The organism is Paenibacillus sp. FSL L8-0638, from assembly GCF_038593075.1.
GTDB lineage: Bacteria > Bacillota > Bacilli > Paenibacillales > Paenibacillaceae > Paenibacillus > Paenibacillus polymyxa_D.
In genome coordinates this window covers 4710423-4731453 of record NZ_CP151960.1, presented here as the reverse complement: position 1 = coordinate 4731453, position 21031 = coordinate 4710423, and the positions used below count along the sequence as shown (strand labels likewise).

The following is a 21031-nucleotide window of genomic DNA, read 5'->3' as shown; positions in this document are numbered from 1 at the left end:
ATAGAGGTTCAGATAGCCGCCGAACGCATGATTCACTGTTTATCATTATAAACTGCCAGGTTCCGCTTGCAAAGTTAAAGCTATTAATATTTGATGAAGACTTTTTTGTGAGTGTAAATTAACCGTTTTGAGAGAACAGCTTTGAATAATTATGTATATCGGAAGGGGTAGAAGCATGAGCAGTATTCCCAAAATTGTCATTGTGGGCGCCGGATATGGCGGTATATTGACGGCTCAGCAATTGCAAAAGGAGCTCAAGCACAATGAGGCGGATGTCACGCTGATCAACCGTCATGATTACCACTATATTACGACACATCTTCATATGCCTGCGGCAGGTACAGATACGATTGAACATTCAAGGATTCCGATTGCGCAGCTAATCGATGAGTTCAAGGTGGATTTAGTCAAAGGAACGGTTAAGGAAATCATACCAAAGGAGAAAAAAATCGTGCTGGAGGATGGCTCGCTGTCCTACGATTATTTGGTCATCGGACTAGGCGGGGAGCCAGAAACATTCGGTATTCCTGGGATGGATAAGTTCGCGCTGACGATTCGCAGCATTAACTCGGTTCGCCTGATTCGTGAGCATATTGAATACCAACTGGCCCTGTATAAAAATGACGGTAAGCCAGGTCGCCTTAATTTCGTCGTAGGAGGCGCTGGTTTTAGCGGGATTGAGTTTGTAGCGGAGTTGGCGGATCGTTTGCCACAGCTCGCTAGAGCGTATGACATCGACTTTAACCGGATTCAAATCATTAACGTCGAGGCGGCTCCTACGGCACTGCCAGGGTTCGATCCTGAGCTGGTGGAGTATGCGATGGATGTCCTTAAGCGAAAAGGGGTCACCTTCCGCATTGGAATTCCGATTAAGGAATGCTTACAGGATGGTGTAATCGTTGGTGAGGGTGAGAAAATCGAAGCCTGCACCGTGGTCTGGACGGGAGGAATCCGTGGGAACGGATTAATCGAGAAAGCCGGATTCGAAGTGATGCGCGGAAGGGTGAAAATCGACGATTTTCTGCGTGCACCGGGTCATGATGACATTTTTATTATCGGGGACAGCTCCCTGATGTTTAATCCTGAAGGACGCCCCTATCCACCGACGGCCCAAATTGCGATGCAGCAAGGGGTGCTTTGTGCCAAGAATCTAGCCGCTACTCTCCGCAAAAAGGAGTTGCACAAGTTCGTATTTTCCAACAAAGGGACGGTTGCTTCTCTAGGAAAAGGCGAAGCCGTCGCCGTGGTGGGCAAGCGCAAAATAAAAGGTTGGGTGGCCGCACAATTGAAAAAAATTGTCGATCTCCGCTATCTGTTCATCATAGGCGGAATTCCACTGGTACTGAAAAAAGGACGGTTTTTCTAAGGCCAGAAGGTTTCCATGACTCCTTGAAAGGAGCTTGGAGGCCTTTTTTATTTAGATGAATAAAAAAAAGGTATTGACTCATAACTATTTGACGACGTATAGTATGATTACTAATTACAGAGGGGGAGCTTCACATTGAATTCTGATTTTAAAATCAATGCCGATCCCAAGAGAATACATTTATTGACTGAAAAGTTTCCAAATGTGGACTCCCAATCGTTGAATACGTGGGTACTTTTCGTGCAGGCAGCACATGAAGTGTACAATGGAGTGTCTTCCAGACTCTCGGAATATGGGCTATCAGTAGGCAACCTGAAAATTTTAATGCCATTGTTTTTACATGAACGTGCATTGACTCCATCAGAGCTGGCTGAATATTCAGGGGTTACTCGTTCAACAGTAACCAGCGTAATTGATAAGCTGGAACGGGACGGCATCATCCGAAGAAGTACGCTGACGGATCGACGTATGACCGCGATCTCCTTGACTGATGAAGGAAAACAGTTAATGACGGAAAAAATTCCGATGTTCATCCAGCTTTTTTCGGATTTAATGAATGAATTTACAAAGGAAGATCATATTCTATTTGCTACGTTATTAAATAAGTTTTCTTCAGGACTTGAACGGATAAAACGGGAATAATCAAATTTCCCGGCTTAAATAGTTAGATGTCGTACTATCAGGTTCCTTATTTGTTTTTGACTATTATTTTTTAACTATCATTGGCTAAATCATCATGAAGGAGAGTTTATTGCAATGAATAAAAAGATCATTGTGTACGTGCTACTTGTTGTTGCATTAGGTACGGGAGGTACGCTGATGGCAATGAGCGGCAAGGATGCTGTGAGTATGGCAGCCCAACAAAAAAACACACTGCTTACGGCAGATACCGTAAATGTTGCTTTTCAGGGCGTAGGGGGAAGAGTAAACACGATTGAGGTGAAGGAAGAACAACAGGTGAAAAAAGGGGATGTGCTCATGACCCTCGATCCTGTAGACCTTGATTTGCAAATTGAGAAATTAAAAACGGATATCGCACAGGCTGATGTGAAAATAAAACAGGCTAAAGACGGGCTGCAAAATCAGTCGGAGAAAATTTCAACTTCAGAAAAACAGGGACAATTGGACATTCAAGCCGCGCAAGCAGGAGAGTCCTTATTAAATCAAGGAACACGTGCGGAGGATATCCTAAGACAAAAGCTGGCTATTGAAGCAGCACAGCAATCGTTGGACGCAGCTCTGACAGGAGTAGAGACAGCCAAAAGGAATGCGGAAATCGCGCAAAAAGCAGTATCATCCAGACAACATGCTCTGGACTTGGCTAATGTGAATTACAATCGTATCAAAGCGTTATATGATGCTGGAGCTGGAACCAAAGCAGAACTGGATAACGCCAAAAACCAACTGGATAATGCCCAAATCGCGTTAGATACAGCTAAAGATCAGGTTGAAATTGCCAAAAACCAGATTATAGCGGCTAGCAAACAATCAGACATTGCTAAAAATGGGATCGCTCAGCAGCAAACCGCTTTGGATAAAATGGAGGCTGGCGCAACTGCTGAGGAACGCCAGCAGGCTCGTATCAAAACAGAAAAAGCCAAGGAAGCCTTGACTCAAACCTCGCAAACACGAAAAGATGTTAAGAATAGCGAATACAATGTGGATCTTCTGGCTCAACAAAAGCAGGCATTAAGTGTTCAACTCAAAACTTTGGAATTGCAGCGTGGACGTATGGTGCTGAAGGCATCCACAGATGGTAAGGTGTCGCGTATTGTACCTAAAATGGGAGAGATCGTTTCTACGGGGGCAACGGGCGCCGTTATTGAAACCAATCAGCTATACTACGATATTTATGTGGGCGAGGATTCCATATCACAGTTTAAAGCTGGGGGAAATGTGACTTCGCACGTTGTAGCTTTAGATAAAGATGTCCAAGGCAAGGTGAGGTACATTACTTCTGCCCCTCAGTATACCAACATGAGAATGAGTCGGGACAAAGGTCTGTCGGATATAAGCTCCTTCCAAGTGCGGGTGGATGTACAGCGAACATCTGAATTATTGCCTGGAATGACGGTAGAGGTTGTGACGAAATGAAGGCGTTTATAGAAGAATGGAAGCTGATGATCAGCGGCAAGATGGTTTTTATCATGCTGCTCGTTCCTATCGTAGTAGCTGTAGCCTTTGGATTTGTTTTTAAAAATAATCAGCTTAACGATGCCTCTGTAGCTGTAGTCGATTTAGATCATAGCAGTTATAGCCGACAGCTTATTAATAAATTGGATGCATCGCAGTATATTGATGTACGCCATGTGCAAGAGAATGAAGCCGATCCGAATTTACTTTTATATAATGAAAAGTTTTTTGCGGTGATTTACCTTCCAGCTGGGTTGGAGGAAAATAGGATTAAAGGAGTTCAGAGCAACATCGGTTTTTATGTAGATAATACGGTAGGTCAGGCTACTGGAAATCTACGCTCGGCAGTCACAGAGATCATGGCAACGGAAAATGCGATGCTGGCTGGTAGTGGATTAAAGGGGATGGGAATGAGTGACAGCCAGGTTACTGGGCTTACTTCCAATATGCTGCTTCAGCAGCGTATGCTGTATAATCCCACCAATGCTACTTTAATGACCTCGGTTATGGGGTTCATTAATACGGTCATGATTTCACTGATGGGTGCTACTGTACTGACAATTGTCCCGCGATTGCGGGAGCAAGGAAGATTAAAAGAGGAGCTTCAGTTTTCGTATGGTTTGATTCTTAGGGTGTTGCCGTATGCGTTAGTAGGATGTGTTTCCTTTTACCTGTCCATTGGTTTACTTAAGCAAATTGGCGGACTGCGCTTTGAAGCGAATGTATGGCAGCTCAGTATTCCATTTCTCCTGTACACGATTACGTTGAGTTTGTTTGCGATGGCTTTAGGGTGGAATGCGGCGAATCCGGGAAAAGCTTCCCCACGCCTCATGCTAATTATACTGCCTTCGTTTTTACTGAGCGGCGCTCAATTGCCAGTAGCTATGCTGCCTACATCGCTGCAATATATTAGTAATATTCTTCCATTGACCTGGCATTTCAAGTTTTTGAGAGGGATGGGCTTCAAAGGTGGGAGCCTGAAGTATTTTATTCCTGAGCTTGGCGGCTTTTTGATCCTATTAAGTGGTCTGCTGCTTGTTATCTTTATTCAGATCGCTTTGGAGAAAAGAAAGCTGGCGAAAAGTGAGGATACATCCGTAGGGGTCGAGCCTGTGATGCAATAAAAAAAGGATTCCGTCGTCCCGAAAGTGGGAGTTCGCGGAATCCTTAATTGTATGCTGCGATATGGTACTGACGGTTGTGCTTTACAGCTTCAACATGTCTTCAAATGTCTCTTCATTCAACACGCTGCCAACATAGAAGGAGCCGAATTCACCGTAACGGGCACTGACTTCATCAAAACGCATTTCGTAGATTAGCTTTTTGAACTGAAGTGCGTCATCGGAGAACAGTGTTACGCCCCATTCCCAATCGTCAAAGCCGACGGAACCGGAAATGATTTGTTTTACTTTGCCAGCATAGCTGCGTCCAATTAAACCGTGGCTGCGCATCAAGGTGCGACGCTCGTCCATCGAAAGCATGTACCAGTTATCGTCCAGGTCACGTTTTTTGTTCATTGGATAGAAGCAAATATAACGGGCTTTATTTAATACAGGCTTCAAGCGTGCGACAATTTGTGGATTTTGCATAGGATCTTCATCTTTGCTCAAATAATTACTCAGTTCCACCACACTCACATAAGAGTAGGTTTTAGTTGTATATTTGGCGAAGGTTGTTTTGTTAAAATCATTTTCCAGTTTATTGAGGTCTTCCAGCGTTTCGCGCAGGTGCATCATGACAAAATCAGCCTTTTGTCCGACTACAGTATAGACAGCTGAGCTGCCCAGACCCGCTTCCTCGGTAACGTTCCATTCCTTCATAAACTCTTGAAGCTCGTCCAGTGCTCCGGCGCGCTCTTCATCGTCTGCGGTCTTCCATGCTGTCCAGTTGATGGACCGAAAATCGTGAAGCGCATACCAGCCTTCCAGTGTGGAGGCTACTTCGTTAGGTGTTGCTGGGGTTTGTTGAGGTTGATGTTGACTCACGATCTACACTCCTTTACGATCTGTAAATGATAATCGGCTTAGCCGAAATATGTGTACTTCCTTATATCTTTCCTGTATCCAATACGTGATGCTTAACCATTATATTGTAGCTCAAAATAAAGCTTTTCACCAATGAAAGAAGTGTGAAGAATTTTATTTTTACCATGATGCAGGTCACAAAGTCATAAAATAGTTAGTATTCTCGTAAAAAGTAGAACTCAGACGAATACGGCTGCCAAAAAGGAGAACAATTGCCCTTATTTTGTTGGTCCCACCAGAAGGCAAGTATGATAGAATAGAAAAACATCTTGGAGACCGTTATGTCAGGAAAGGAAGAATGTTGGAATGCGGATGAAAAACCTGCTGCACTATACTGAGAACCACCGCTACTGCGTTTATCGGGAATTTGGCTTGAGCGCACTGGATGAATTGATGCTGGGAAGCGTCTATCAGCCGATGGTAGGCGCATTTGCGGTCAGTCTGTATCGACTGTTGTTTCAGCATGTGCCAGTCGGACAAATTGGTTATTCGCCGTTGGAACAGCAGCGTCGCCTTTTTCTGACACTGGGACTGGAGCCGAGTGAGAAGGGACGCAAGTATTTGATTGAACAGACCTCCAAACTGGAGGCCGTCGGTCTGTTACAGACGTCCAGGCTGTATGCACCCGAAACGGACGACTATATGTATGAATATGAGATGCAGCCGCCGCTCGCACCTGCTGAATTTTTCAGAACGCAGCATCTCACCCTTTTGTTGAGAGATAAAATCGGTAAGTTTGCAGTGCTTTCTCTGAGAGAATCATTGTGGAGCAGAGAATCTAGCGAATGGTCGCAATCTTCCTATAATAAAGAGAATATTTCGATTCCTTTCTACGAGTTATTTGAATTGAATACCCATGTTATAGATTATGAACTGGAGCAGGCGCTGTCCGAGGTGTCCACTAGCCGTCAGACTGGAGCACTAGCATCAGAATCGGAGGAAGCATTGAATTATGCGGATATCATTCTCCGTTTTCCGCGTGAATCTGCCAATCGTAAGCACGTGGAGCGTCTTCGGTTTGAGCACGAGCAGTTAGGCATGGTCAATTACGTTGTTCGCAAATTTGATCTCTCTGTACAGGATATTAGTCGCTTGCTGGATGAGGATGGTATTTTTACCGAAGCAGGCGACTTGTTACTCGACGAGCTTCAGCTTCGAGCTAGTCAGCACTCCAGACAGGATCGGAAGCGTCAGGAGGAGCAGCAGGTACAGGCCGCCAAAGTGGTCGCCTTGCGCCAGAAGGAAACTTCCACATCTGAAGAGCCGCCTGCAGAACAGGCTGTGGAAATGGAATTTTATGTGGAGGTTCCACCACAATTCACAGCCAAGTGTGACATTCACCAATATAATATGATGTTGCGCAACGAGCCTTATCGTCGTTTGCTGCAAACCTTTTTCCCCGGCACGGTTCCCGGTAACCTGCTGGATATATTCGAGAAGATTGATATCAGTTATAAGCTGCCCGGTGAAGTCATCAACGTGCTGATCCATTATTTGATGTCACTGCTCGTATCTGGGAGCGATCAGCGGATTAACCGCAACTTTGTCGAGGCCGTTGCTTCCAACATGCTGCTTAAGCAGGTAAACACTTACGAGAAAGCCGTTCAATATATAAGGGATCAAGCTAAGGTAAAAGGAAAACAGTCCTCTGCTTCTCCTTCCGGCGGCCGATCCCGCGCGTATGCCAAAAATAACGGGCCAGCCAAGCCATCCATTCCAATCGTTCAAGATCAACCTTCCGAGGAGTCTGTATCTGAGGAAGAATTGGATGAACTGCTGCGTCTGGCCGAACGAATGCAATCCGGTAAACAGAAAAAGGTGTAGGTAGATTTTAAGGTATCCATAACTCTGCACTTTTTAAGAAAGGAGGAGCGTTCTTGGAATCACTGGGCGATTTGCTGCAGCAGATGCAGAACCCTTCGTTTCACCAGCGCACTCGCAATGTAGCCGATCAGGTTCTAAATGATCCGCTCGTGCAGGAGTTTTGTGCTGCGCATCCTGATGTGGACGAAACACAATTGCGACTCAACATGAGCATGCTCTTTCAGTATGCCCGAGATCGTCGAAATTGCGACAATTGTCCGGGACTGGAACGGTGTCCTAACGATTTTCAGGGCCACTTTTGCAAGCTGGGCGTGGAATATCCGAATGGGACTGCTGAAATTGTAGACATTCGGACCCCATGTGCGAAGCAGATTGCTTCCCAACATGAGCAACGGGTGCGTGAGCGAATTAAAAGCTTCTATGTGGATGAACGCGCACTTCTGGAGGGATATAACGCCCTTGAAATTGCGCGCAAAGATTCACAACGCATGCCTGCCGTCACACAGCTATTCCGTTACATTGAAGAAACGAAAAGTCAGGGTCTATCCAAAAAAGGACTGTATCTGGAAGGTACGTTTGGTACGGGTAAAACTTTTTTGATGGGCTATTTATTGCACGAGTTGGCCCTGTCGGGTCTGAACGGTGTGATCGTGTATATGCCTGATTTTGTGGAGGACTTAAAGTCCATGATTCAGGACGGGCAGAAACTGAAGGAAACGACCGAAATGCTCAAAAACTGTGATCTGCTCGTATTTGACGATATTGGTGCCGAAAATTTAAGCCCGTGGGTACGGGACCACGTGATGGGCTCTATTTTGAATTACCGAATGAACCGCAAACCTACCTTTTATACTTCTAATTATTCGTTGCAGGGGCTGGAGAAGCATCTCAGCTTTACGAGCAAGGATGGAGAGGAAATGTACAAAGGACAACGCTTGATGGACCGGATTCGTCCTTTTGTAGATGTCATTACCGTAAAGGGAAAAAATCAGCGGGGGTAAGCGTTTATCCGTCTGCTATTTCGATATCTTACAATTAAAAGACTATTGTGATATAATTAAAAGGTGTCGAAACAGACATTACAGGTTATAATAATCTTGACTTTTCTATAAAGGAGGAACATACAATGGCAATTGTTAACGTGTCCGATCAATCCTTCAACGCAGAAGTCGAAGGCACAGGAACCGTTTTGGTTGATTTTTGGGCGCCATGGTGCGGTCCTTGCAAAATGATCGCTCCTATTCTGGAGGATCTGTCCACAGAAGTTGGCGACAGCGTCAAAATCGCGAAGGTGAACGTGGATGAAAATCCAGAGTCTGCTTCCCGTTTCGGCGTGATGAGTATTCCGACCTTGATCGTTTTCAAAGACGGACAGCCTGTTGATAAAGTGGTAGGTCTGAACTCCAAAGAAGCGCTGAAAAGCATGCTTACTAAACACCAATAATCATCGCATGTGACCCATGCTCCCGCGGGGGCTTGGTGGAGCGGCCATGAAAGGTCAATGCCTCCGGTTGTAAATACCGGGGGCGTTTTTGTGTATTATTCCTATATATTATAAGTAGTTAGTTGAGTCATCATTAAGAATGGAAGGAGGAACCGGGCAAATGAAACCTTATGCGGAGGACTTGCAGAATCAGGAGAAGGCGCTGGAGAACATACGGCACAAATTAGCGTTACTGCCGGATGCATCAGGCTGTTATCTGATGAAGAATAGCGAAGGCACCATTATTTATGTCGGCAAGGCCAAAGTGTTGAAAAACCGGGTCCGTTCCTATTTTACAGGTAGCCATAACGGCAAGACGCAGCGACTGGTTTCGGATATCCGTGATTTTGAATATATCGTTACAGGCAGTAATATGGAGGCGCTCATTTTGGAGTGCAATCTCATTAAAAAGTACCAGCCGCGTTATAACGTGCTATTGAAGGATGATAAAACCTTTCCGTATTTGAAAATTACGAACGAGGCACACCCCAAGCTAGAGGTGACCCGTCGCGTTCTGAAAGATAAAGCAAAATATTTTGGACCGTACCCCAATTCCTACGCGGCACATCAGACGAAGAAGTTGCTGGACCGTATGTATCCGTTACGTAAGTGTGGTGTGATGCCCAAGGAAGTGTGTCTGTATTATCACATGCATCAATGTTTGGGGCCTTGTGTGAAAGAGGTCGAAAAGGAAACGTATGACCAGATTGGTCAGGAAATTGGTTCCTTTTTGAGCGGGGGACATGAGGAAATTAAAAAGGATCTTCAGCGTAAAATGCAGGAGGCCGCAGAGGAATTGTACTTTGAGCGGGCCAAGGAGTTGCGAGATCAGATTATCAGCATCGACGCGATGATGGAAAAGCAGAAAATCACCACATCGGATGCGAAAGATCGAGATGTATTCGGTTTTTCAGTAGATAAGGGCTGGATGTGTGTACAGATCCTATATGTCCGCAAAGGTAAAATGATCGAGCGCCATATGTCGACTTTTCCTTTCTACGGTGAGGCTTACAGTGATTTTATGTCCTATGTGACGCAATATTATAGTGACAACCCAGCAGTGCCGCAGGAAATATTGCTGCCGGATTCTCCTAAGCTGATGCAGGCGGAACTGGCTAATGTCGATCAACCGGTTGCGGCAGAAACTGCACTCTACAGTGCACCTACAGCCGATGTTACCGGACAGACAGATGAGAATGCGATACAAACGGAGACAGAGCATTCTGCTGACTCACTACTGGTGGCTGAAGAACGGGCAACTTATGCAGCGGCAACGAATCAAGATCAAGCTGGTGACCAAGATGCCGAGATAAAGGAAATAGAAACTCAACTATCCGGTGGACTGGAGGACCCGAGTACGGCGGCTCTCGCTCTGGCTGAATGGTTGGATGTAAAGGTACTTGTACCGCAGCGTGGACTGAAAAAGCAAATGACAGGCATGGCGACGGAAAATGCACGTGTAGCTTTGGATGAGAAGTTTAAGCTGATCGAGCGGGATGAGGAACGGACATCCAAAGCTGCAAGCAATCTCGGACGTGCCATTGGGCTGGATAGCTTGCACCGGGTGGAGGCATTTGATAACTCCAACATCCAGGGTTCCGATCCAGTCTCCGCCATGATCGTGTTTATTGATGGCAAGCCTGCCAAGAAGGAGTATCGAAAATATAAGATTCGTTCTGTGCAGGGACCCGATGATTATGAAACGATGCGTGAGGTTATCCGGCGTCGATATGAACGTATGCTTAAGGAAAATCTGGAACGTCCCGACTTGATCGTTGTGGATGGTGGACGTGGACAAATTAAGGCGGCGACCGATGTACTGCAAAATGAGCTGGGTTTGTTCATTCCTGTGTGTGGTCTGGTGAAGGATGCCAAACATAGAACTTCCCAACTATTAGTGGGAGAGTCCTCTGAGGCCGTGACACTTGCACGCAATAGCGAAGAATTTTATCTGCTGCAACGAATTCAGGACGAGGTTCACCGTTTTGCCATTACGTTCCACCGCGAGCAACGCGGCAAATCTATGGTAACTTCCCGGCTGGACTCTATTCCAGGCATTGGCGAAAAACGGCGTAAGTTACTGCTTAAGCATTTTGGATCACTCAAAAAAATAAGAGAGGCCAGTGTCGAAGACTTCCGGCCTCTCTCTATTGGGGATAAGCTTGCGCGTCAGATTATAGCTGCCCTTCGGGAGGAGGAGTCGTAGAATACGGCTCCTCTTTTTGTATAGGTTCAAACATCATTCGATTTGGTTTTTTAGGACTAAACCAATAAATGATGTAACCCACGATGGCTGGAAGTAAGATCCAGAATAGACCAGCGCTCACATTCACAGTGTCTCCCAGACTCATCACACTAAGTCCCATTAGAATGCTGTCAAAAATAACGTGGCTGAACATGGCGGCAATAAAGCCGTAACGCAGGAACACAAAACTGAACAGCAAACCAAGAAAAGTCAGCTCAATAGGTCTGGAAATCACCGGATAGATCGGATAAAGTGTATGTCCCAGTGCCCAAATCAGCGTGGTGATCAGACAAGCAACAAAAGTGTTTTTCACTATTTTTTTGACCATCGGAATACCAAACAGACGGTAGACAGTCTCTTCTCCAATACCTGCCATCCAGGCCATAATCGGCAGTAGCCATGGATAAGCCATATTGTAAGGGGATTGCGTGGCATCTGTGGTGGAAAATGTATTAAATGTGCGCTCCAGTATAAAGAATAAGATGGATTGTACCCCGAGTAAAATAAAGGCCCACAAGTAGCCAACATACATACTGCGAAGCACGTACAGCCCGTAGCCCGGTTCTTTCGCACGTGGCCATGCATTCAGTCCAACCTGACGCATAAGTCCGTCACCGCCGACCAAGGAGAAGTAGAGCGCTACAGCCATGAAGAAGGTAACACCAATCTGGAAAACCATAAGAAATATAAGCATGCCCTTACCGCCTGCTTCTGCTTGCAATAAAGGCAGCATGTTCATGGTCCCAGCTATACTAGCAATAAAGTATACAACGGACAGAACAATGCCACGTACAAATGAAGTATGTCGTCGGGTGAGTGACGCATACACAATGGCAAGTACACCCAGCACAAAGCTAAATAGGGCATAACCCGCATAGGTCATCCAATTCGCCCAAAATGTTTGCTTTTCGATATAATCGGTATAGGATGACGGGGCCGAAAAGCTTTGAGTGAAGGAGCGAACATCACCGTCTTCAAAAGTAAAAGCCAGTGTAAGTACCGAGGCGCCAATTTTTTTATCGTCTACGGTATACTTTAATCCGCCTTCTTGTTCAGTGGTCGCGAGCTTTAAATCCGCCGGCTTAAAGCCAAAGCGCTTCACCCATACAGCGGCCGCCTGCTCCTTGGCTTCAAGCGTCATGCCGTCCTCAGCCACACGTACAAGCCTGTTACGTGCTTGTTCATCCGTAGAAATATCAGCCTGCGTGTAATTGGTGCTGGAGGTGATCCGTTTAAAACTAACGACCTTCCCAGTGGATAAATCTACATGAATTTGCAGCTTGCTCTTCGCTGAGGATTCAGGCAGATCGACCCGAAAGGTTTCGTAAGGGTAATTTTTCTTCCATGTACGGTCGTACTGTTGAAGCAGTTTTTCTCTAGATAAATAACCGTACAAATCTGTTTCGGCCTGATAGGTCACCAGAGGCTCCTCTGGCTGTGATTCAGTATATCCCAGCTCGGAGCGGGCGAAGTCCAATGCGTGTATGACCGCTTCTTGTTTGCTGATGACCTTTGCATTCATTACTGATTCTGGACTTGGATTGCTAAGCGAGGGAATAAGCAATTGAAAGATAAAAAAGCAAATCAGGCCAATCCCGCCCAGCAAGCCTAATTTTTTGAAGTTGGCCGTGAGCACGACCGGTTTCCCGATAGGATTCATGAGTTTCCTCCTTAATCTGTAAATAAGAACATCCATTAAAGATATCATACTGCACAGGTTCCCGCCAACAGACCAGCGATATTCATGAAAATAGAGTGAAAGCACTTTAAAGTTCCAATAAAATAAGATAAGCTGCGATTAAACGATGCCCATTCGCAAAATAAAGCCAATTTCACGTTTTTTCGACGAAATCGGTTTTGTGATCTGGATATAGAAGGATTATAATCTTGAGGCAATGCCTATAAAATACATAGGTAATGATATACAGTTGAGCCGAATTTCTATGGGAAAACGGGGGAACCATGTTACTGGGGTGAATTTTACAGCCGATCACTGGTGGATCGGAAGTGTAAATAGGGCATACTGTGCTGCCCTAATCCGTCAGCTAACCTCGTAGGCTATGAGCAGGAACCAAGTCAGGCACTCGGTTTTCCGGTGTCTTTTTTTGTGCGTATAAAAGTGTTTGGATTGGTTAGATAGACCGCTGCGGGTGCAGATTATTCTTCCGATTGCTGTTATCCCCGGATTTTTTGATTGTATACCCCCTTTAATGGTTAAAATCCGGAGATAAAGGCAAACGCTTCGCTTCTTCAGAACAATTCTGCCCCCTTCGCTACTGCCCGCCAATAGCACAGGGGACCGAGTAGTGCTTGACATGCATTCTTCCTGTATTCAGGGAATGCTAATTATAGTTAACTAAGGTTTGGAAAAATCAAAAAATTCAGGGGCAACGACGATCGGAAGATCAAATGGAACGCGTAGCAAGCTTACACCGTATTAAATCACTGTTTTTATAGTTTTAAGAATTAGGAGAGAAGTGATGAATAGATGAATCCCAATGCAGGCTGGCTCCGGCTTTCTCCACCGCAGATATTCGTTGCGGGCTTTGCCATTATCATTCTAATAGGTAGTTTATTGTTAATGCTGCCGATCTCCAATACAACAGGAAAGCCACTTGCGTTTGTAGACGCTTTGTTTACTGCCGCTTCCGCGACCTGTGTTACAGGGCTTGTCGTAAAGGATACGGGGACCTTTTTTACAACCTTTGGTCAAGTTGTTATCGTGGCGCTCATTCAGATCGGCGGTCTGGGCTTTATGACCATGGCTACCTTAATCGCGCTGGTGTTCAAACGTCGGATTTCCTTGCGGGAGCGCCTCATTTTACAGGAAGCGATGAATCAGACCTCTGTCGAAGGAATTGTCGGATTGATCCGTAAGGTGCTGTTGTACTCGCTGGTCATTGAGGGCATATGTGCTGTAATATTTGCGATTCGCTGGTCGTTTGATATGCCTGTAGGCAGGGCGATTTATTTTGGGATTTGGCATGCCATCTCCATGTTTAACAATGCTGGTTTTGACTTATTCGGGCACTTTCGCAGCCTAACAGGTTATGTATATGATCCGATTGTTAATTTTACAGCCATGTTTTTGATTATTTCAGGCGGCATTGGTTTTGTAGTGATGTCGGACCTGGCAGAATATCGCAAGCGTAAGAGACTGTCCTTGCATACCAAGGTGGTACTCAGCATGACGGGCGCTCTGATTGTAGTCGGCACGCTCGTGATTTTTGTGTTTGAGTTTACGAATCCAAAGACCCTTGGCTCGCTTGATTGGGGTGGTAAACTGCTGGGATCTTTATTCCAGTCTGTTACTCCCCGTACCGCAGGTGCCAATACACTGGACATTGCAGGCTTGCGGCAGGCTACGCAGTTTTTTATCATCATACTCATGTTTATCGGGGCTTCTCCTGGCTCCACTGGAGGCGGGATTAAGACCACAACATTCGCGCTGCTCATTGGAGCAGTGATTTCGATGCTGCGGGGGCGGGAAGATATTGTGCTGTTCAGGTATCGACTTGCGCAGGGACGAATTTACAAGGCTTTGACCATTACACTGCTGGGGCTGCTGTTCGTGATCGGGGTGACGATGATTTTGTCAGCAACCGAAGATCATCATTTTCTGATGATCTTGTTCGAGACGGTGTCTGCGTTTGGTACGGTGGGGCTGTCGATGGGGCTTACACCTGATTTGACAGTCATAGGCAAGCTGGTGATTACCCTGACGATGTTTGCAGGTAGACTGGGGCCACTCACGCTAGCTTATGCACTGGGGCCGAAAAAGGGTAAAGAATTATATCGTCATCCGGAAGGTAAAATGATTATAGGATAAGGGAGTTTTCGAGTAGACATGAAAACGCAGCAGTTTGTAGTTATTGGCTTGGGGCGGTTTGGCTCAAGCCTAGCTTTGCAATTGGTGGATATGGGGTGCGAGGTGCTAGGCATTGACCGGAATGAGGATGTTGTGGACAGTATGAGTGAGATGTTGACACATACTGTCGTGGCGGACGCTACCGATGAAGACTCATTGCGATCACTGGGCATCCGTAATTTCGATTGCGGCATTGTTGCTATTGGTGATGACATCCAGGTAAGCATCCTGACCGCCATTTTGCTGAAGGAGCTGGGTGTGAAAAAGGTCGTAGCCAAAGCCATATCTGTGCTGCACGGGCGTGCGTTAGAAAAGCTCGGTGTGGATCGGATTATTTATCCAGAACGGGACATGGGTATCCGTGTGGCTCACCAGCTAGTCACGCCTAATTTGCTCGATTATTTGGAGTTGTCTAAGGAATACAGTATTGTGGAACTCAATGTACCTGCATGTCTGAACGGCAAAACGCTTGCAGAACTAAATGCTCGCACCCGCTTTGGCTGTAGTGTCGTGGCGCTTCATACGGCGAACGGTATCTTGATCGCACCGACGGCTATGGATCGGCTAAAAGCAGACGATATTATGGTCATCATCGGCTCAAATGACAATATCGGCCGCTTTGAGGATGAGGTTGTTAATGTCAATGAAGAGGGCTAAACTCTCTACACCATACGATAGCCTGCAAACGACGCACGTGTCTCGCTAATCCAGCGTCGTGCTGTCGGACCGAGATCGGTCGTCTCCGAGTAAATGAGGGAGGTCGTTCGGCGTGTCTCCTTCAAATCGGGCAAGTACAATGCAGTGAGTCCATTATCCCGCAGCAGTTCGCTACGCAAATAGGATTTGGGTAGCAAGGCGGAAGCCTTACAGGTTGGAAGCAGGCGTACAATCGCCTCGAAGGAGTCGATTTCCATGCGGATATCCGGCATGATGCCGCTGCGCTGGAACAAGTCATCCGTCAGACTGCGGTACCAGGTTCCTTTGGAGAAAATAATCATCGGCAATCCTTGCAGATCTTTCATCGAGGCCGTTCCTGTCTTAACGGTTAATTCATGTCCAATGGGAACAACGAGCTCCAAATGATCGTCAAATAGCGGAATGCAACGCAGTCCGACTTCATGAATGGCAGACCCGACAATACCGGCGTCTGCTTTTTTGTCACGTACAAAGGCGACGATTTCGTGGGTTTTACCGGTGAGCAGCTTCAGCTCGGTTTGAGGATGCTTGCTCATAAAAGCTTCGACAAGGGTAGGCAGCGTTGTTTGGAGTGTCGTGAGACTTGCGCCGAGTGTAAGCATACTCTGGGCTTCATTTTTGTGCTGGGAGAGCTTTTGTAAGAAGCGAAGCTGACGTTGCCGTTGCTCTAGTGCGAATGTATAAACAAATCGGCCAGTGGACGTAATTTCGAGCCGTTTGCCCCGACGATCAAAGAGATTCACACCCAGCTCTTCCTCCAGCTTGGCAATTTTGCGGGACAGGGCGGGTTGGGACAGATTCAGCAGTTTGGAGGCTTTATTCAGGCTGGACTGCTCGACAATGACGGCAAAAGCGTTCAAATCCTCAAACAAATCATCCACTTCCTCTCTATATGCAAAAAAGACATAATAATTAATACGTATATTGCAATTCCATTATAAGCCGAAAAGGAGTAACATGAAAGCGACACAAGATGTTCACACTTTTGTTTTTCCTAATAAGGGACACCTTGTTGGACATTTCCTGTCGGGAACTGTCATTTTATATGTTATATTACTATTGAAAACGCTATTATTGGGAGAAGGGAGCATGACCTAGATGAGAGGATTTTATTCCAGAAAGCTGCATTCGCTTCTTGGCGTCATTCCGTTGGCTCTATTTTTTGTTGAGCATTTGGTGACGAACTTCACAGCGGTGGAGGGTGGCAAGGAAGGATTTAATCGCAGCGTGGCCTTCCTGAATGGTTTGCCGCTGGTTATTGTACTAGAAACGTTATTCATCTACTTGCCATTACTGTTCCACGGAATTTATGGCTTGTATATCGCTTATCAGGCTGATCCGAATGTCAAAAGGTTCGGCTATTCACGTAACTGGCGCTTTCTGTTCCAGCGTATTTCCGGCGTCATTACGTTTGTATTTATTATCTGGCACGTATACGACACACGCTTTCAGGTGGCTCTGGGTAATGTAACTCATGAGGAGCTAGGCGGGGTCATGCATGGCATCGTGACGAACCCGGTTTATTTCATTTTGTATCTAATCAGTGTCGTTTCGGCATCCTTTCACTTTGCTAACGGACTGTGGGCATTTATGGTCAGTTGGGGGATTACCGTGGGACCACGTGCGCAAAAAGTATCTTCTTATATCTGTATGACCCTGTTCGTGGTGGTGTCTATCGGCTTCATCGCTTCCCTGCTTGCATTCCGCAGCGCGGAATTTCAGGAAATAGCAACTGCCTTGGTGCAATGCAGTACTTTTAAACAACTACTGTAAATGAGTCATATCCATTATACATTGTGTTGAAATTCTATTTTCAAACGTAAAAGGGGATTTGGTTAAAAATCCTGAAAAAAAGGAGTGAGCAGAAATGGCAGCATCCAACATTATTGTCGTGGGCGGCGGTCTGGCAGGTCTAATGGCTACGATCAAGGCGGCAGAGGCGGGAGTTCACGTTCATTTATTTTCTTTGGTTCCGGTCAAAAGGTCCCACTCCGTTTGTGCTCAAGGTGGCATCAATGGTGCGGTAAATACCAAGGGTGAGGGAGACTCCCCCTGGATTCACTTTGATGATTCGGTCTATGGCGGGGATTTTCTGGCCAACCAGCCTCCGGTAAAAGCGATGTGCGAAGCGGCTCCGGGGATCATTCATCTCATGGACCGCATGGGCGTCATGTTTAACCGGACACCGGAAGGACTGCTGGACTTCCGCCGCTTCGGCGGTACCCAGCATCATCGGACCGCCTTTGCTGGTGCGACGACAGGACAGCAGCTTCTGTACGCTCTCGATGAGCAGGTACGGCGCTGGGAATCTGCGGGTTTGGTGACCAAGTATGAAAACTGGGAGTTTTTACAGGCTGTACTGGACGATGAAGGCATCTGTCGAGGGATTTGCGGGCAGGATTTGCGTACGATGGAAGTGAAGACTTTTGCGGCGGATGCAGTTATTTTGGCATCTGGTGGGCCCGGGATTATTTTCGGTAAAACCACGAATTCCGTCATTAATACGGGCACAGCTGCCGGTGCGGTGTATCAGCAAGGCGTACGCTATGCGAACGGTGAGTTTATCCAGATTCATCCGACGGCTATACCAGGTGATGACAAGCTGCGTCTCATGTCCGAGTCGGCACGGGGAGAGGGCGGTCGTATTTGGACGTATAAGGACGGTAAGCCATGGTATTTCCTCGAAGAAAAGTATCCAGCTTACGGAAATCTGGTCCCTCGCGATATTGCGACACGTGAAATATTCAGTGTATGCGTTGATGATGGACTGGGTATTAATGGCGAGAACATGGTCTACCTCGATCTGTCCCACAAGGACCCGAAAGAGCTGGATGTAAAACTGGGCGGCATTATTGAAATTTATGAAAAATTCGTCGGTGATGATCCGCGCAAAATTCCGATGAAAATATTCCCGGCTGTTCATTATTCAATGGGCGGCATGTGGGTCGATTACAATCAGATGACCAATATACCGGGCCTGTTCGCGGCTGGTGAGTGTGAATTCCAATACCACGGGGCGAACCGTTTGGGTGCGAACTCGTTGCTCTCAGCCATTTACGGCGGGATGGTGGCTGGACCTAAGGCTGTGGAATATATCAAAGGCTTGAAAAAATCTGCACAGGATACAGCGTCCTCCGTATTTGATGCCGCAGTCAATCAGCAGACGGAGAAGTATGAGCGTATTTTGCATATGGACGGAAAAGAAAATGCCTATGTTCTTCATAAAGAGCTGGGCGAGTGGATGACGAACAACATGACTGTGGTTCGTTATAATGACAAGCTGGAAGCTACGATCCACAAGATCAAGGAGCTGAAGGAGCGTTATTCTAACATTAACATCAATGACGCTTCGCGCTGGAACAATGCGGGTGCGGCGTTTACACGGCAACTGTGGAATATGATGGAGCTGGCTGAAGCGATGACTAAAGGTGCGCTGCTGCGCAACGAAAGCCGTGGGGCCCATTACAAACCAGACTTTCCAGATCGCAACGATGAGGATTTCCTGAAAACGACGATTGCGGACTGGACACCGGAAGGACCACAAATCTCGTATGAAGCGGTGGATGTTTCGCTGATCAAGCCACGCATTCGGGATTATTCCAAGAACAAATAACGGAAGGGAGTGTATTAGATGTCGGAGCAAGCAGTGAAGTCGAATAAAACAGTGAAGTTCGTTGTGACCCGTCAAGCTGATCCTAAAGCCAGTCCCTATACGGAAGAATTCGAATTGGCTTATCGTCCGGGGATGAATGTGATTAGCGCGCTGATGGAAATTCAGCGTAATCCGGTGGACAGCCACGGTAAAGAGACGGCTCCGGTGTGCTGGGAGTCGAATTGCCTGGAGGAAGTATGCGGAGCATGCTCCATGGTGATTAACGGCAAGCCGCGTCAGGCCTGTGCAGCGCTCGTCGATAAGCTGGAGCAGCCGATTACGATCGCGCCGATGAACACGTTCCCGGTAGTTCGGGATTTGGTCATCGACCGCAGCCGGATGTTTAATGCGCTCAAGAAGGTCAAAGCGTGGATTCCGATTGACGGTACCTACGATCTGGGACCTGGTCCTAGGATGGCAGAGAAGAAGCGTCAGTGGGCGTATGAGCTGTCCAAGTGCATGACCTGTGGTGTCTGTCTGGAAGCTTGCCCGAACGTCAACGAGAAGACGACGTTCATCGGACCTGCGGCGATATCTCAGGTTCGCCTGTTTAACAGCCATCCGACAGGGGAAATGAATCAGGAAGAGCGGCTGGAGGCGTTGATGACGGACGACGGGCTGGAAGGGTGCGGGAACTCACAAAACTGCGTACGCTCTTGCCCGAAAGGCATTCCGTTGACCACTTCTATTGCCGAAATGAACAAGGAAACGACCAAGCATATGTTCAAGCGCTGGCTGACTGTATAGCACTAGACAGCGAATAGGTTATGCCCAAACAGGCTTTTTCTCAAACTGGAGAAAGCCTGTTTTTTGCGCTCAGGAATGATGGAGGGTAACATGGAGGAAGGAGCGCGGGATAGCAGTTATGGTATAATTATGGTATTGTGTATCGTTTTTGGAGAAAAGGAGGCTGGACAGGTGACTGTGCAACCGATAACGAATCGACCTGTCACTAGGTCGGATGTATTGAAGGGATTAGAGGATCTGGGGGTTCGGAGCGGCATGACATTGCTTGTTCACTCGTCGATGCGCAGCTTTGGACGCTTTGTTCCAGGCGGGGCCTCGGTCATTCTTGCCGCACTAACCGAAGCAGTTGGCCCGGAAGGGACGCTGGTGATGCCGACACAGTCACATGACTTGACTGATCCCTCGACTTGGATGAACCCGCCTCTGGATGAGTCATGGTGGGAACTGGTACGCGAGGAAATGCCCGCTTATGATCCGGCCTGGACGCTGACCGGAGGGATGGGCGTCATTGTAGAAACGTTCCGTGGCCTGCCGGGAACCAAGCGCAGCGGGCATCCGCATGTTTCTCTGGCGGCACGTGGACCCACAGCTTCGGAATTACTGGCAGCTCATGAGCTCGACTTTGGACTGGGTGAGCATTCGCCCTTGGCGAAGCTGTACGAGGCAGATGCCTATGTAGTGCTGTTGGGCTGCGGACATGACAGCAACACGTCCTTGCATTTGGCGGAATATCGAACAGCCTACAATGGACGTGAAGTGATCACCCATCAAGCTCCTATGATGGTGGATGGAGCAAAAGCGTGGGTATCTTTTCAGGATTTTAATATTACCTCAGATGACTTTGAGAAGCTGGGACTTGATTTTGAACGGGACTGTCCCTCAGCTTTTACGCGGGTGAACATTGGGGAGGCTTCATGTTTTTTCGCGAGGCAACGTGATTTGGTCGACTATGCGGAGCAGTGGTTGTCCACCCATCGCTAAAGCTTCTGGACG

Annotated in this window: 17 protein-coding genes and 1 riboswitch; of the genes, 14 read left to right on the top strand and 3 right to left on the bottom strand. The window is 47.0% G+C overall.

Translation table 11 applies throughout. The annotated features are described in order from the left end of the window. The first annotated feature begins 175 nt into the window (after nucleotides 1–175). The 4 genes from MKY35_RS20980 (at nucleotide 176) to MKY35_RS20965 (ending at nucleotide 4623) form a co-directional block, all read left to right on the top strand. The gene (locus MKY35_RS20980; RefSeq protein ID WP_025724040.1) at nucleotides 176–1366 is read left to right on the top strand and encodes an NAD(P)/FAD-dependent oxidoreductase; all 1191 of its coding nucleotides are present in this window, start codon (nucleotides 176–178) and stop codon (nucleotides 1364–1366) included. A 135-nt stretch (nucleotides 1367–1501) separates the two neighbouring features. Beyond that, entirely contained in the window at nucleotides 1502–2008 is a 507-nt protein-coding gene (locus MKY35_RS20975; RefSeq protein ID WP_318628002.1) for a MarR family transcriptional regulator, read from the top strand. A 114-nt stretch (nucleotides 2009–2122) separates the two neighbouring features. After that, nucleotides 2123–3460, top strand: a complete 1338-nt coding sequence (locus tag MKY35_RS20970; RefSeq protein ID WP_342444746.1) for a biotin/lipoyl-binding protein — start codon at nucleotides 2123–2125, stop codon at nucleotides 3458–3460. Next, nucleotides 3457–4623 (top strand): ABC transporter permease, encoded by a 1167-nt coding sequence (locus MKY35_RS20965; RefSeq protein ID WP_342444745.1) that lies wholly within the window; start codon nucleotides 3457–3459, stop codon nucleotides 4621–4623. The genes MKY35_RS20970 and MKY35_RS20965 overlap by 4 nt, the downstream gene beginning before the upstream one ends. A gap of 81 nt (nucleotides 4624–4704) precedes the next feature. Here the strand turns inward: MKY35_RS20965 and hemQ are convergent, their stop codons facing one another. Next, nucleotides 4705–5484, bottom strand: coding sequence for a hydrogen peroxide-dependent heme synthase (hemQ, locus tag MKY35_RS20960; RefSeq protein WP_023990152.1), 780 nt, complete (start codon nucleotides 5482–5484; stop codon nucleotides 4705–4707). Between the two features lie 345 nt (nucleotides 5485–5829). Here hemQ and MKY35_RS20955 point away from each other — a divergent pair, with 345 nt between their 5' ends. The 4 genes from MKY35_RS20955 to uvrC all read left to right on the top strand — a co-directional run bounded on the left by MKY35_RS20955 (nucleotide 5830) and on the right by uvrC (nucleotide 11036). Beyond that, complete coding sequence (locus MKY35_RS20955; protein ID WP_342444744.1) at nucleotides 5830–7347, top strand: helicase DnaB; 1518 nt, start codon at nucleotides 5830–5832, stop codon at nucleotides 7345–7347. 53 nt (nucleotides 7348–7400) lie between these two features. Further along, nucleotides 7401–8348 (top strand): primosomal protein DnaI, encoded by a 948-nt coding sequence (gene dnaI / locus MKY35_RS20950; protein WP_342444743.1) that lies wholly within the window; start codon nucleotides 7401–7403, stop codon nucleotides 8346–8348. A 125-nt stretch (nucleotides 8349–8473) separates the two neighbouring features. Continuing rightward, on the top strand, nucleotides 8474–8791 hold the full coding sequence (trxA, locus tag MKY35_RS20945) for a thioredoxin (RefSeq protein ID WP_010347861.1): 318 nt from the start codon (nucleotides 8474–8476) through the stop codon (nucleotides 8789–8791). A 160-nt stretch (nucleotides 8792–8951) separates the two neighbouring features. Beyond that, entirely contained in the window at nucleotides 8952–11036 is a 2085-nt protein-coding gene (uvrC, locus tag MKY35_RS20940; RefSeq protein ID WP_342444742.1) for an excinuclease ABC subunit UvrC, read from the top strand. Here the strand turns inward: uvrC and MKY35_RS20935 are convergent. Beyond that, the gene (locus MKY35_RS20935) at nucleotides 11005–12735 is read right to left on the bottom strand and encodes a type II CAAX endopeptidase family protein (RefSeq protein ID WP_342444741.1); all 1731 of its coding nucleotides are present in this window, start codon (nucleotides 12733–12735) and stop codon (nucleotides 11005–11007) included. The two genes, uvrC and MKY35_RS20935, sit on opposite strands and share 32 nt — an antisense overlap. 261 nt (nucleotides 12736–12996) lie before the next feature. After that, nucleotides 12997–13150: riboswitch (cyclic di-AMP (ydaO/yuaA leader) on the top strand. Nucleotides 13151–13563: 413 nt separating this feature from the next. Between MKY35_RS20935 and MKY35_RS20930 the strand changes: the two genes are divergently transcribed. After that, nucleotides 13564–14904: a TrkH family potassium uptake protein gene (locus tag MKY35_RS20930; protein WP_342444740.1), complete on the top strand. Its 1341-nt coding sequence runs from the start codon at nucleotides 13564–13566 to the stop codon at nucleotides 14902–14904. 18 nt (nucleotides 14905–14922) lie between these two features. Beyond that, nucleotides 14923–15600 carry a TrkA family potassium uptake protein gene (locus MKY35_RS20925; protein WP_023990146.1) on the top strand — a complete coding sequence of 226 codons (678 nt, stop codon included), beginning with the start codon at nucleotides 14923–14925 and terminating at the stop codon, nucleotides 15598–15600. A 5-nt stretch (nucleotides 15601–15605) separates the two neighbouring features. Here the strand turns inward: MKY35_RS20925 and MKY35_RS20920 are convergent, their stop codons facing one another. Next, nucleotides 15606–16511, bottom strand: a complete 906-nt coding sequence (locus MKY35_RS20920) for a LysR family transcriptional regulator (RefSeq protein WP_029518250.1) — start codon at nucleotides 16509–16511, stop codon at nucleotides 15606–15608. 226 nt (nucleotides 16512–16737) lie between these two features. Between MKY35_RS20920 and MKY35_RS20915 the strand changes: the two genes are divergently transcribed. From MKY35_RS20915 to MKY35_RS20900, 4 genes are all read left to right on the top strand, one after another. Further along, nucleotides 16738–17412, top strand: coding sequence for a succinate dehydrogenase cytochrome b558 subunit (locus MKY35_RS20915; RefSeq protein ID WP_025724031.1), 675 nt, complete (start codon nucleotides 16738–16740; stop codon nucleotides 17410–17412). Between the two features lie 94 nt (nucleotides 17413–17506). Next, nucleotides 17507–19252: a succinate dehydrogenase flavoprotein subunit gene (gene sdhA / locus MKY35_RS20910; RefSeq protein WP_039272682.1), complete on the top strand. Its 1746-nt coding sequence runs from the start codon at nucleotides 17507–17509 to the stop codon at nucleotides 19250–19252. Between the two features lie 18 nt (nucleotides 19253–19270). Next, entirely contained in the window at nucleotides 19271–20038 is a 768-nt protein-coding gene (gene sdhB, locus MKY35_RS20905; protein WP_039272681.1) for a succinate dehydrogenase iron-sulfur subunit, read from the top strand. A 171-nt stretch (nucleotides 20039–20209) separates the two neighbouring features. Further along, on the top strand, nucleotides 20210–21019 hold the full coding sequence (locus MKY35_RS20900; protein ID WP_039272779.1) for an AAC(3) family N-acetyltransferase: 810 nt from the start codon (nucleotides 20210–20212) through the stop codon (nucleotides 21017–21019). Nucleotides 21020–21031 lie beyond the last annotated feature (12 nt).